At 37.6% G+C, this 12,862-nt stretch carries 11 protein-coding genes; 6 read left to right on the top strand and 5 right to left on the bottom strand.

The window, feature by feature from the left end:
• The first annotated feature begins 2 nt into the window (after window positions 1–2).
• Window positions 3–434, top strand: coding sequence for a hypothetical protein (locus tag JML65_RS06315; RefSeq protein ID WP_202270243.1), 432 nt, complete (start codon window positions 3–5; stop codon window positions 432–434).
• A gap of 125 nt (window positions 435–559) precedes the next feature.
• Window positions 560–2,686 (top strand): type IA DNA topoisomerase, encoded by a 2,127-nt coding sequence (locus JML65_RS06310; protein ID WP_202270242.1) that lies wholly within the window; start codon window positions 560–562, stop codon window positions 2,684–2,686.
• A 381-nt stretch (window positions 2,687–3,067) separates the two neighbouring features.
• Here JML65_RS06310 and JML65_RS06305 read toward each other — a convergent pair whose 3' ends face one another.
• Window positions 3,068–3,469 carry a hypothetical protein gene (locus JML65_RS06305; RefSeq protein WP_202270241.1) on the bottom strand — a complete coding sequence of 134 codons (402 nt, stop codon included), beginning with the start codon at window positions 3,467–3,469 and terminating at the stop codon, window positions 3,068–3,070.
• 297 nt (window positions 3,470–3,766) lie between these two features.
• Here JML65_RS06305 and JML65_RS06300 point away from each other — a divergent pair, with 297 nt between their 5' ends.
• The 4 genes from JML65_RS06300 to JML65_RS06285 all read left to right on the top strand — a co-directional run bounded on the left by JML65_RS06300 (window position 3,767) and on the right by JML65_RS06285 (window position 7,591).
• Window positions 3,767–4,189 carry a PaaI family thioesterase gene (locus JML65_RS06300; protein WP_047486584.1) on the top strand — a complete coding sequence of 141 codons (423 nt, stop codon included), beginning with the start codon at window positions 3,767–3,769 and terminating at the stop codon, window positions 4,187–4,189.
• Window positions 4,190–4,310: 121 nt separating this feature from the next.
• Window positions 4,311–4,655, top strand: coding sequence for a phage holin family protein (locus JML65_RS06295; protein WP_202270240.1), 345 nt, complete (start codon window positions 4,311–4,313; stop codon window positions 4,653–4,655).
• Window positions 4,656–5,004: 349 nt separating this feature from the next.
• Complete coding sequence (locus JML65_RS06290) at window positions 5,005–6,999, top strand: S9 family peptidase (protein WP_202270239.1); 1,995 nt, start codon at window positions 5,005–5,007, stop codon at window positions 6,997–6,999.
• A 97-nt stretch (window positions 7,000–7,096) separates the two neighbouring features.
• Window positions 7,097–7,591 (top strand): DNA-deoxyinosine glycosylase, encoded by a 495-nt coding sequence (locus JML65_RS06285; RefSeq protein ID WP_047486576.1) that lies wholly within the window; start codon window positions 7,097–7,099, stop codon window positions 7,589–7,591.
• A gap of 573 nt (window positions 7,592–8,164) precedes the next feature.
• Here JML65_RS06285 and JML65_RS06280 read toward each other — a convergent pair.
• From JML65_RS06280 to JML65_RS06265, 4 genes are all read right to left on the bottom strand, one after another.
• Complete coding sequence (locus JML65_RS06280) at window positions 8,165–9,199, bottom strand: aminoglycoside phosphotransferase family protein (RefSeq protein WP_202270238.1); 1,035 nt, start codon at window positions 9,197–9,199, stop codon at window positions 8,165–8,167.
• A complete protein-coding gene (locus JML65_RS06275; protein ID WP_202270237.1) occupies window positions 9,190–10,098 on the bottom strand; it encodes a sugar phosphate nucleotidyltransferase in 909 nt (302 codons plus the stop codon). The genes JML65_RS06280 and JML65_RS06275 overlap by 10 nt, the downstream gene beginning before the upstream one ends.
• Window positions 10,088–11,485, bottom strand: coding sequence for a Gfo/Idh/MocA family protein (locus JML65_RS06270; protein WP_115917379.1), 1,398 nt, complete (start codon window positions 11,483–11,485; stop codon window positions 10,088–10,090). The genes JML65_RS06275 and JML65_RS06270 overlap by 11 nt, the downstream gene beginning before the upstream one ends.
• Window positions 11,486–11,711: 226 nt before the next feature.
• On the bottom strand, window positions 11,712–12,788 hold the full coding sequence (locus tag JML65_RS06265; protein ID WP_202270236.1) for a serine hydrolase domain-containing protein: 1,077 nt from the start codon (window positions 12,786–12,788) through the stop codon (window positions 11,712–11,714).
• Between the last annotated feature and the right edge of the window lie 74 nt (window positions 12,789–12,862).

Below are 12,862 nucleotides of genomic sequence, written 5' to 3'. Positions count from 1 at the left end.
ATATGGGATTAGGACTTGAAATAAGTTTTGTGTTTGATAAAGAGGAGCCTCTATGGCAATATCTAGACCTGAGAGATCGATGCCATTTTGACGGAAGAGAAGGCTTAAATCTGGTGATGACCGGTGATGGTATGGAAGATGATGACCGGTTATTGTGTCAAATAGAAAGAGTCTTACATATAGACTTGAAGATATTGGATTTCTGGAATTTTTATGAAGAATATATTGATCTGGAGGTTTTAAGATCTAATCTGGTACAATTGAAGAATGCATTGAAAAACCAACCTGATTTCTATAAAAAGATAGCGTATGGACATGATATTGAAGAAGGTTATCTGAAGGAGAAGTTTGTTGAGGATGTGAATTTTCTTATTGAAAGGCTGGATCTGAATATAATAAATGGTGCAGAAAAAGTAATGTTTGTTAGTTTATAATTAATAATATTGCTGGCAGGTTTGGGATACCCGTGCCAACAACTTATCAAAGATCAGCTCCCAACTAAATTAGCTAAATCCAAAAAAAATCCCGATTTTTGCACCCCTACAATAAACCCGAGTTCATGAAATTATGTATTGCCGAGAAACCCAGTGTTGCCAGAGATATCGCCAAAGTATTGGGCGCTACCACGCCTAAACAAGGTTATATGGAAGGAAACGGCTATTGCGTAACATGGACGTTCGGACATCTTTGTACCTTAAAAGAACCTCACGACTACGGTCCGCAATACAAATCATGGAATTTGTTTCTGTTGCCTATTATTCCCAGCAGCTTTGGGATAAAGCTTATTCCGAATAAAGGTGTAGAAAACCAGTTTAAAGTTATTGAAAGATTGGTAGAAGAATGTGATGAGGTCATTAACTGTGGCGATGCCGGGCAAGAGGGAGAATTGATCCAGCGTTGGGTACTGCAGAAGGCAAAATGCAACAAACCGATCCAGCGTTTATGGATTTCTTCACTAACGGAGGAAGCTATCAAGGAGGGTTTTGCCAGTTTGAAACCCGCTGAAGATTATAAAAACCTGTACCTGGCCGGAAATGCAAGAGCCATAGGAGACTGGCTGTTAGGAATTAATGCGACGAGGCTTTTTACCAAAAAATTCGGAGGAAACAAAGCCGTTCTTTCTATAGGAAGAGTGCAGACTCCCACACTGGCTATGCTGGTGCAGCGTCAGAAAGAGATCGATGCCTTTACTACAGAAGAATATTGGGAGCTGAAAACGAAATACCGTGATGTTATTTTCAATGCTGCGATTGACCGTTTAAAAACCTTGGAAAGAGCTGAAAAAGGGCTGGAATACCTTAAAGTAAACCCTTTTGAAATCGTTTCTTTCGAAATAAAAGAAGGAAAAGAAAAAAATCCAAGACTTTTTGATTTGACGGGACTTCAGGTAGAAGCCAATAAAAAATATGGATATTCGGCAGAAAACACGCTGAATTATATCCAGAGTCTCTATGAGAAGAAGCACGTAACCTATCCTCGTGTTGATACCACCTATCTATCCGAAAGTTTATATCCGAAAATAGGAGGGATTCTTCAGAAAATGTATCCTTATCAGGACCTGATTGCTCCATTATTAGAAGCTCCGATTCCAAAATCGAAAGCTGTTTTTGATGATACCAAAGTAACCGATCACCATGCGATCATTCCTACAGAAATTCCACCTTCTCAGAATCTGAGCAGGGAAGAAAAACTGATTTATGATCTGATTGCGAAACGTTTTATTGCTGTATTCTATCCGGAATGTAAAATTTCCAATACTTTAGTGGAAGGAAAAGTAGGAACCATCCCTTTCAAAACAAGTGGAAGACAGGTTCTTGAAGCAGGATGGAGAGCTGTGTATGCTAAAGAACCTAAAGAAGAAACCACAGATAAGGACAAAGAAAAAGAGGAAGAACAGACCATCCCCGAATTTATCGTGGGTGAAACAGGACCTCACGATCCAATGATCCACCAAGGGAAAACGACACCTCCAAAACCCTATACTGAAGCAACATTGCTGCGTGCGATGGAAACTGCCGGGAAACAGGTAGAAGATGAAGAACTGCGTGAAATGCTGAAAAACAACGGAATCGGAAGACCATCTACCCGTGCCAACATCATCGAAACCCTTTTCAAAAGAAAATATATCGAAAAGAAAAGGAAAAATCTGATTGCTACCCAAACCGGAATTCAGTTGATTGATACTATCGAGGATGAACTTCTAAAAAGTCCGGAACTGACAGGTGAATGGGAATCAAAACTTCGTAAAATTGAAAAAGGAGAATATGAAGCCAATCTTTTTAAAGAAGAACTGATCCAGATGGTTACAGAACTGACGGAGAAAGTGGTATACGGAAAAGGAAAAGTGATTACCCTACAGGAAGAAGAGAAAGAAGAGGTGAAGGAAAAGAAAAAAAGAGAACCTGCACAGAAAAAAGAACTTCAGTCCTGGGAAGAAACAAAATGTCCAAAGTGTAAAGAACATAATCTGATTAAAGGAAAAACAGCAGTTGGATGTTCCGATTTCAAAAACTGTGGTTTTAAAATTAGTTTTGAAATTTTTGGCAAAAAACTGTCGGATAAACAATTGATGGATCTGGTGTTAAAAGGGAAAAGCTCAAAACTAAAAGGCTTCAACACTCACCCGGAAGGATTAACAGAAGGAGTTCTGACTTTAAGTGATGATTTTAATGTATTGCTTTCCTAAGGCTTATACAAAATTTCCTTCAGAATTATAAATGACAGATTTTGTCTGTCCACTCATTTTGTCATTCCGTAGGAATCTAAGCATAATAAGAAATAAAAATCTGCTTGATCTGCTCAATCCGCGAGAGAACATATCAACCACAAAAGTCACCAAAGCTTTAGACACTTAAGATTTATAAAGTGACTATCACCCTGCTGAAAAGTACACCTAAGCTTAATGAAAATCCTTGATTTACTTATATATGTTTAGATTCCTACGGAATGACAAGGGGTATGGATAAGCAAAATATTCGCCTCAGGAAGGTTGGCAAAATTCAAAGAATTTTTGACGGGGTGGTGATCTAGCCACAAAACACCTGTCATATTTCTATCAATTTAAAAATTACCTGAACAGCCTGTCATACCATCCACTGATATCTTTTTTAATAGACTCATGGTATTTGCACAGGACCTGGGCCAGCTCCAGATCGGATCTTTCAGACTTATATGTGTTCAAGGTAAGATATCCGTAAAAATTTCCATCCTGATCAACAATAGCCGGAGGGTAGGAGGCATAAGAGTTCCAGGGAGAGTAGGTGCTGTATGGACTTCCATAATTTCCGTAGGTATTCCAGATTGATTTTGAACTGTATACATTTCCATAGTCCCCGTAAGTGTTCCACACCGAATCCTTATTAAAAGTATCACAGTTTAAACATCCCAGGTATTGGTTTTGATCGGAACCTCCATATAAAGATAAAGTCTGGGCCTGAAAAGCACAGCACATCAGAATGCTTACAAACAAAAAAAATCTTTTAAAACCCATATGACCATCCCTTTAGTACAAAGCTAAGCTTTTTATCTTGTAAAAATAAACCATCCTGATAGGTTTTAAAATCCGTAAAGTTTAATTTATATATGTATTAAATACATTACGGTTTTCATTCCGGGTAACTTTCTTCTTCACAAAACATGACTCTTACAATAATTAAAAATCCTTTTGTTGCTGGAAATAAATTATATACCTATCATTCAATTTTTAGCCTTTTCATTCTTTACTTTTTAAATCAATCTTTACATTTACATCCAAATTCAAAAAGCAATGACTCCAGAGAAAACAAAACTTATTACAGACAGCTTCAACCGGTCAGAAACATTGAAATTCTACAGGGCAGAACTGCTGGAAGTGGAAACTGATTTTATTTCTATAAAAATTCCTAAGATGGAAATGATGACCCGGAAAGCGGGAATGTTCAACGGAGCAATGATAGCTTCTTTAGTGGATGTTTCTTCAGGATATGCAGCGGTGAGCCATTACAAAGAGGATTGCTATGTGGTGACGGTTGAGCTAAAGGTGAACTATTTACGGCCTGCAATGGGTGATGCCCTGATATCAAAATCATATGTCATTAAAGGAGGGACCAAAATCAGTGTGATCAGAACGGAAATTTATGTTCAGAATGAAGGTTTAGATTCAGACAGCCATGTGGCCACTTCATTGGTGACCATGATGAAAATAAAATAAAAGCTTTACGGTTGTAAAAGGCCAAAATATTCTTTAAACAAAGGGATTCTATTGGATTATTTTTACCGGAATGGAATGGCTTTTGCTCCATAACCCCCATAAACATTAAAAAAATAATAATATGAACTTAATTATCAGATTATTTGTTACAGCGATAGTTGCCTATCTTTTAACAAAAGTTTTACCGGGAGTCCATTTTGAAGGATTTTCAACGGCCCTTATCTTTGCCATTGTACTGGGAGTCCTGAATATCTTTGTGAAACCTATTTTAAGTCTTTTCGGACTTCCTCTTACCATTATTACATTAGGCTTCTTTGCCCTGGTAATTAATGCGGCAATTATTATGCTTGCAGATTATTTTATAGACAGTATGATGGTAGATGGTTTCTGGTGGGCATTTATATTTAGTATTCTATTGTCCATTGTCACTTCTTTGGCAAACTCAATGTTCTCAGATGGAGAGTAATTGATTAACGATACAAATGAAAAGGTCCGTTGGTTTTTACTGACGGACTTTTTTTGTGGGTACTCCCGAGCCATGAGATTGTGATACTCCTGTTTAACCATTCCCCTCCTTCGGAGGGGTGGCGAAAATTCAGAGAATTTTTGACGGGGTGGTTAAAAGGTATTTTTCACACTTTACATACAGAATATACTAAGATATCTCATAAATACTAAGAGAATATAAATTTTAGTGTTAATTATTTCGGTCATTTTTATTTTAAATATTAACTTTGGCAATCTTTGAATCTAATAAAAGGATTTTATGAAACCATACCGGTTTTATATATCCGTTAAAAAATGAATATCAACATATGAAACTTAAGTACAGTCTGCTGGCTCTGGCAGCTCCGCTTTTAATGAATGCACAACAACTAATGACGCCTGAAATTCTTTGGACTTTGAAAAAAGTTGGAGTACAGGCCGTTTCACCGGATCAAGCTTCCCTTATTTATAAAGTAGGACAGGTAGATCTGAAAACAGAGAAAACAAAAAATGAGAACTATTTTCTGAATGTTCTTAATAATCAGTCTTCTAAAATAGATTTCGGAAAAAAAGCCCTGATTCAATGGGATAAAAATGGAATCTATGCACAGGAAGGTGACATCATCTATCTTTCAAAAGATGCCGGAAAAACCTGGACAGAATTTTATACCATAGGTGAGGTGGATAATATCGTTATTTCTCCCGATGGTAAAAGAATCGCTTTCAGTAAGCAGGTTCTGGTTGAGAAACTGATGGGGAAAGATAAATACAATGATACTCCCAAAACAACCGCTCAGGTATACACGGACCTGAACCATAGACATTGGGATTATTTCAATGAAGGGAAATACAACCACGTATTTGTAGTCAATACTTCCGATAAAGTAGATGTTGCTAAAGATCTTTTGGAAGGGAAAACCTGGGATTCTCCTCAAAGACCTTTCGGAGGTGCTGAAGATTTTATCTGGAGCCCGGATTCTGCACAGCTTTTATATGTGACCAAACCTAAAAGCGGTAAAGAATATGCTACAAGTACCAATACGGATATTTTTGCTTACGATCTGGCTTCAGGTACTACAAAGAACCTTACAGAATCTAATAAAGGATATGATCTTAATCCAAAATTCAGTCCGGATGGAAAATCATTGATCTGGCAGAGTATGGCCAGAGACGGGTATGAAGCGGATAAAAATGATGTAAAGATCATGGATTGGAAATCAGGTAAGACGACGAATCTTACAGCAGGTTGGGACGATAGTGTTTCAGGAGACGTGCTTTGGGGAGCTGATTCAAAAACAGTTTACTTTACGGCAGCCTACAGAGGAACAAAACAGCTTTTCTCTCTGGATTCAAAATCAGCGAAAATACAGCAGATTACCAAAGGAGATTTTGACGTTAATGAAATCTTTACAGACAATAAAACTTCCCTTTTAGTAGGAAGAACAGATGTAAATCATGCTACAGAACTTTTCTCAGTAAATCTTAAAAACGGAGAAATGAAGCAGGTTACTGAAGCCAATAAAGAAGCGTATGCTAAGTTGGCTCAGGGTAAATCTGAACTTAAAATGGTAAAAACTTCGGATGGTAAAGAAATGGGAGTATGGTTCCATTATCCACCAAATTTTGATCCGAATAAAAAATACCCAACATTGGTATATTGCCAGGGTGGGCCACAGTCTGCACTGACACAGTATTTCAGCGTAAGATGGAACTTTGCTTTAATGACTGCCAATGACTATATCGTAGTGGCTCCCAACAGAAGAGGAATGCCGGGATGGGGAACAAAATGGAATGAGGAGATCTCCAAAGATTGGGGTGGACAGCCGATGAGAGACTATCTGGCAGCAACTGATTATGCAAAAACATTACCATACGTAGATGGAGATAGAGTAGCTGCTGTAGGAGCAAGTTATGGTGGATACAGCGTATTTATGCTGGCAGGAATTCACGAAAACAGATTCAAAACGTTTATCGCTCACGATGGATTATTTGATATGAAATCATGGTACCTGACCACTGAAGAACTTTGGTTTGCAAACTGGGATATCGGTTCTCCATGGGAAAAACCACAGCCAAAAGCTTATACAGAATTCAACCCAAGCAATTTTGTAGAAAAATGGAATAAGCCAATCATGATCGTTCAGGGAGGAATTGATTTCCGTGTACCTTACGAACAAGGGCAGGAAGCTTTCCAGGCTGCAAAATTAAGAGGTCTGAAATCTAAATTAGTTTATTTCCCGAATGAGAATCACTGGGTACTTCATCCACAAAACGGATTGGTATGGCAGAGAGAATTCTTCGATTGGTTGAAAGAAACATTATAAAAGTAATAACAATTACATATCAATAGAAACGGGCTTTGGCCCGTTTTTTTATGGTGAAATTTCCCATGGCATTGAGTCAAAATTTATATATTTGAGTATGCAAAACCGTATTTCCTCATTTTTACCGCTTATCGATATGCAGTCTGAAATTTTAATTTTAGGTTCCATTCCGGGAGTGAAATCATTGGAAAAACAGCAATACTATGGCCATCCACAGAACAAATTCTGGAAGATTATTTTTGAATTACTGAATGAAGAATTTACAGAAGATTATGTGGAGAGAATCAATATTTTAAAGAAATACCATATCGCTCTCTGGGATGTTATTGATTCCTGCGAAAGAAAAGGAAGCCTGGATTCTGAGATAAAAAATGAAGAAGCCAATCAAATTGCGGAGCTGTTGGAAGAATATCCTAACATCAGAGCTATTTTCTGCAACGGAGGGAAATCTTATAAAAGCCTGCAGAAACTCTTAGGGAAAAACTATAGGCTCCCTGTATTTTTATTGCCATCCACAAGCCCGCTCCATACCATTTCCTTTGAAAAGAAATATGAAGAGTGGAAGAAGATCCTGGAATTTCTGGATCGATGATTCAATGCTTAAAATTGAATAGGAAGGATAACGGTCTCCATTGAGATTCTTTAAGAATGACAAAGTACGTGGATAGGCTACTTATAGTATTTGTCATTCTGTAGTAATCTAAATATAAAATATTAGCATAATAAAAATCTGCTTGATCTGCTCAATCCGAGAGAGAACATATCAACCACAAAAGTCACAAAAGCTTTATACACTTAAGATTTATAAAGTGACTATCACACTGCTGAAAAGTACACTTAAGCTTTTCAAAATCTACGATTTTCATAGTCAATATGACAATGGAAGCTTCTATATTCCCCTCCTCCGGAAGGGTGGCAAAAATTCGAAGAATTTTTGACGGGGTGGTTAATGATGTTAATTTGATTTTTGACCACAAACCGAAGATCCAATTTAATCAAAAGTTCGATGAAAGTCTATAATTTTATTGTGTATACGTGTTTAGATTCCTGCGGAATGGCAAGAGAATGGAATGATCCATTATTATCTTTTTTACGCCATAGGAATAGAGAAAGTATCAGTATTTCTTACTGTATCAACAATCTGATCAATCTGTTAGGCTGGAAATCAATCAGCTTTCAGATATCTTCTCAATCCTTTTAACAGTTTTAGCTGATTGCGCGTTCTGTTGAGATTGTGTTCAGTATACTGTATAGCGTAGTAAGTACTTCCATTCAGATAGTCGGTCAGAAAACGAACTGCCTGAATATAGATCACCACCTGGGCTGCATAATCAAGATGCTCAAGTTCTTTGAATACCAGCTTTTCTTTTAAATGAAGAAGGAACCCGTCTTTTACCGCCCTGTATATTGATGGACTGAAGTTTTTCAGAGCACTGCCATCATCTTCATTTGTTGTATTGGTGTAGGATCTGGCAATATCTCCAAAGTCATATAATAAAGTAGAAATCATGATGGTATCCAGATCAATAACAGCCAGAGGACTGAAGTCGGTATTAAAAAGGATATTTCTGACATTAGGATCTCCATGTATGATTCGGCGGGGAAGCGTATTATTTCTTTCCATTTCAATCCAGTGCTGAGGTAAGAACAGTAAATCATTGACCTCTTCAATCTCGGGAGAAGCTTTTTCTATCAGGGCTACATCGGCAGCCTGCAATGAATTCCTGTAATCTGTAATTCTTTTTTCAAAATTGATAAAATCAGGAATTGGAGACTGGATATCCGGAATATCTCCTGTATTAATGGCATTAAGAAAACATCCTATTGCTTTTGCAGATTCATAGGCAGAGGCTTGGTCATGAATTTTAAAAAGGGTTTGTGCATTTTCTATAAAACTGGATAACCTCCAGGAATCCATATGGTCATCATAGACGATAAAACTTCCTGCCAAAGAAGGGATGGGTTTGATCAGCTGCAGAGGATAATTGTCATTTTCTAAACGTTGATTGACAATAATATGATTGTTGATGATGATCTCCGGCTGTTTGAAAACGGCATGATTGATCTTTTGCAGGATAAACTTTTTCTGCTGGTCTTTATCTTCTAAGAGGTAAGTGGTATTGATCAGTCCATCTGTAATAGGTGAGATGTTATAATTATTTGTACCAATGAATTGATTGACAATGCTGTTTAGTTCCATAAATCTTCCGGGTATCTGTTTTTTTGAATTTCTGAAGTCAGAAAATCTTTAATGCTCTTTTTGTCGTCTGCGTATGTTACTCCCATCCATTGGGAAGGGGAGGTTTTCACTTTTACTTTCACCTTTTTTTCATCTATCATTCTCTGTAGGGCTGAAGGAATATAAAATTCCTGAGTAGGCATCGGACCTGATTTTATAAAATCATAAAAATAGGTTTCCAGAGCACTAAAAATACCGGGATGGAAAATGAAAAAGTTCATGGATACTAATGTGTCGGGAGCTATTTTTACCGATTGCCCGTTTTCTGTATACATAATTGAGTCATTTACCTTTTGAATAGACGTCTGTTCTTCTACTTTGATCAGGAAACTGTCCGGATCTAAAGTGCAGATTCCCCTTGCAACAGTTCCGTTACCACTTAATGTAGTACTCACGGGATAAGCTGCCATAGCCAATCTTGCATCGGAAATATGATGAAGGTCAATTTCGTCAGCTGCCAGCTGATAGGCTTCTTTTCCGTAAAAATCATCTGCATTAATCATGACAAAAGGCTCATGTATAACGTCTTTTGCACAAAGAACAGCATGAGCGGTTCCCCAGGGTTTCTGCCGTTCTGAATAATCAAAATGATGAACAGGAATATGGTCCATTTCCTGATACACCCAATGCAGCTCAAACCCTTTTGTTTCGGATAGAGCATTGAGCCGTTCAATATAATTTTGGGGGATCAGCCTGTTGACAATAATGACTACTTTACGAAAACCAGCCTCCAGTGCATCATAGATAGAATACTCCAAAATCGGAGAACCGTTATCAAGTATTCCATCCACTTGCTTGAGACCTTTATAACGGCTGCCTAATCCGCCGGCTAATATGAGTAATGTTTTTTTAGAACTCATCGGTCATTCCAAATACAGGTTTACGGGTCTTCCATTTACCATTGGTGAAATCAGGAATCTCAACAACCTGGCCGCCCTTGGCAATAGATTCTTCACTAAGCGGCGTAATAGAGTACCATAAAGCAAGGTCATAAACATCCATTGGAAATTCTATATTGCGTTTGATACATTCAATAAAAGTATTCATCACAAAGAAATCCATTCCGCCATGTCCTGCACCTGCTGCTGTATTTTCAAACTTCTTCCACATCGGATGATCGAATTCTTTCATCCATTTTTCCGTATTTTCCCAACGGTGGCTGTGGTTCATTGTTTTTTCAAAATAAATATTCCCCTGGTTGAAATCTCCCCATCCGAAATCCTGCCACAATCCTTCAGTTCCCTGTACACGGAATCCAAGATCATAAGGTCTCTGTAAGCTGGTATCGTGGGTTAACAGTATTGTCTCCCCATTGGCACAGGCAATTTGTGTAGTGACGATATCTCCCTGATTGAATTTTACCTTGGCATTCGGGTGATTTTCTCCACCTTTAGCATGTTCTACGATATATTTATGTAATCCTACAGATTTTGAAGAGAATGAGGAAAGTCTTGTTAAACGGTTTCCACGGTTGATATCCATCATCATGGCAACCGGCCCTAATCCATGCGTAGGATACAGTTCTCCATTACGTTTTACATAATGTTCAGTTCTCCATTTTGCTTCACTGAAGCCTTTTTCTCCAAATTCAGCTCCGGAATTATAAGGGTTTACTCCGTCATTGAAAAGGACTCCTCTCAGATCGTGCTGGTAGCCACCTCTTCCATGAACCAGCTCTCCAAACATTCCTTTACGGACCATATTCAGAATAGCCATGATATCTCTTCGGTAGCATACATTTTCCATCATGAAAATAGGAACCTTTGTTTCCTCATATACTTTCACAAATTCCCAGCAATCTTCAAGCTTAATAGCTCCGGAAACTTCCATTCCAACAATCTTTTTGGCGCGCATAGCTTCCACCCCCTGCGTAAGATGCCACTCCCATGGAGTTGCAATAACAACCGCATCTATTGTTTTTGATTTTAAAAGATTTCTATAGTCATATTCTCCGTTTGAAAACTCCTGAGCAGCCGATTTATTATTGTCTTTTAATATTTTCTGAGAAGCTGCAAGCATTCTTTTATCAGGATCTGCAAATGCTATGATCTCTACATCATTACGTTTTGCCAGTAGTTTTACATGTTCCTGTCCACGAAGCCCAACACCGATAAAACCGACGCGGACTTTTTTATCTGTTTTAAAATCATTTGAATAGGCAAATAAAGAATTGGGTACGACCAATGCTCCAAAGCTCGCCAAAGCTGCTGTTTTTAGAAAGTTCCTGCGGGAAGTACTATTGTCCATCTATTTTTTTTCTAAATATATTAAAACTTTTGTAAATCACAGCGAAGAGAGGGCGGTAATAAGTTGTGGTGAGAAGGGGGGAGAGTACTAGAGTTTGAGAGTATTAGAGTATTAGAGTATTAGAGTGGGAGAATATAAAATAGCTTTTGGTGTACATATCTGATATCTAGTATCTGGACATCTGACATCTAATATTATCCCCTCTTACTGCTAATATTATCCCCTCTTACTGCCCCAAATAAGCCGTAATCAATTTTTCTCTCATTTTATTCAAGTATTTAATGTCTTTTGTATTGGATAGAATAATTAAGGTCAGATCATTTTTATCGGCTAGATGTACCCAGTTGGCACTGTGTCCATAACCTTCTCCCTGACGTTCCACAAAAAGGGTATGTACAGAACCAAAGTTTTTAGGGTACACCCAAAATCCCAGTGCTGTATCTTCCAGTTTTTTATCCGGAGTAAGCATGGTATTCAATGTTGCTTTATTAATCAGAGTATGGTTAAAGAGAGCCTGATCAAAAATGAGAAGATCCTTGGGCGTAGAATACATGGCTCCGGCAGAATAAAAATTGTCAATATAGGTGTTGGTAGGGGTGTGGAGAGCAAAAACATTGGTGTCATCAGCAGTATAGCCCTCATCAATATTTTTAATGATGTCATTATGGTGAAGAAATCCTGTGTTCTGCATTTTCAGAGGAATTAATATCTGTTCTTTAAGGACGTCTTCAAAAGGCTGATGGTATATTTTTTCAATAATCTTTCCAAGAAGGATAAAATCCCCATTGTTATAACTGAATTTCGTACCGGGCTTATCGATCAGTTTTTCAGAGAGAAAAGTACTGATGAAATCATCCAGATCCCATAACGTATTATCATAAGCCTGATGAATGAGCTCAGGAGAGCTGATGTCTTTATTTTCTCTTCCACTGCTATAGGTGAGGAGATTCCTTATGGTTGCTTTTTTTGCTGCTTCCCCTTTGTATTCAGGATAATAAGTGGAAATAGGAGCGTCTAAATTTATTTTTCCTCTTTCATAAAGCTGCATGATCAATGCTGCAGTAAAAGTTTTGGTAAGTGAAAAGATATGAAATCTGGTTTCATCTGAAAAAGGAATATTATAATGCCTGTTTGATAACCCTTTATAGGTAAGTAATTCAATTTTGCCACCTTTCGCAACCAATACACTCCCATTGAAATTATCTTTTTTTACACAGGAGTCAATGACTTGCTCAACTTTCTGTATCTGCGGATAGGCCAGATGAATCATCATCATCAGGATTCCTGAAAGTATTTTTTTCATGGAAAATATATTTTTAGTTTAGTACCGAATTACTTACGTTAAAAGTAATCAATTATTTATGTAGTACAGATCAA

This window comes from Chryseobacterium sp. KMC2 (genome assembly GCF_016756935.1).
Taxonomy (GTDB): domain Bacteria; phylum Bacteroidota; class Bacteroidia; order Flavobacteriales; family Weeksellaceae; genus Chryseobacterium; species Chryseobacterium rhizosphaerae.
The sequence above is the reverse complement of the archived record's forward strand: the minus strand, read 5'-3'. Positions and strand labels throughout refer to the sequence as shown.

Bases quoted from the DNA above. Each gene is read 5' to 3' on its own strand.
- JML65_RS06275 (WP_202270237.1), bottom strand. From the start codon at position 10,098: ATGAGTTCTAAAAAAACATTACTCATATTAGCCGGCGGATTAGGCAGC.
- JML65_RS06310 (WP_202270242.1), top strand. From the start codon at position 560: ATGAAATTATGTATTGCCGAGAAACCCAGTGTTGCCAGAGATATCGCC.
- JML65_RS06265 (WP_202270236.1), bottom strand. From the start codon at position 12,788: ATGAAAAAAATACTTTCAGGAATCCTGATGATGATGATTCATCTGGCC.
- JML65_RS06270 (WP_115917379.1), bottom strand. From the start codon at position 11,485: ATGGACAATAGTACTTCCCGCAGGAACTTTCTAAAAACAGCAGCTTTG.
- JML65_RS06285 (WP_047486576.1), top strand. From the start codon at position 7,097: ATGCAAAACCGTATTTCCTCATTTTTACCGCTTATCGATATGCAGTCT.
- JML65_RS06315 (WP_202270243.1), top strand. From the start codon at position 3: ATGGGATTAGGACTTGAAATAAGTTTTGTGTTTGATAAAGAGGAGCCT.
- JML65_RS06280 (WP_202270238.1), bottom strand. From the start codon at position 9,199: ATGGAACTAAACAGCATTGTCAATCAATTCATTGGTACAAATAATTAT.
- JML65_RS06295 (WP_202270240.1), top strand. From the start codon at position 4,311: ATGAACTTAATTATCAGATTATTTGTTACAGCGATAGTTGCCTATCTT.
- JML65_RS06290 (WP_202270239.1), top strand. From the start codon at position 5,005: ATGAAACTTAAGTACAGTCTGCTGGCTCTGGCAGCTCCGCTTTTAATG.
- JML65_RS06300 (WP_047486584.1), top strand. From the start codon at position 3,767: ATGACTCCAGAGAAAACAAAACTTATTACAGACAGCTTCAACCGGTCA.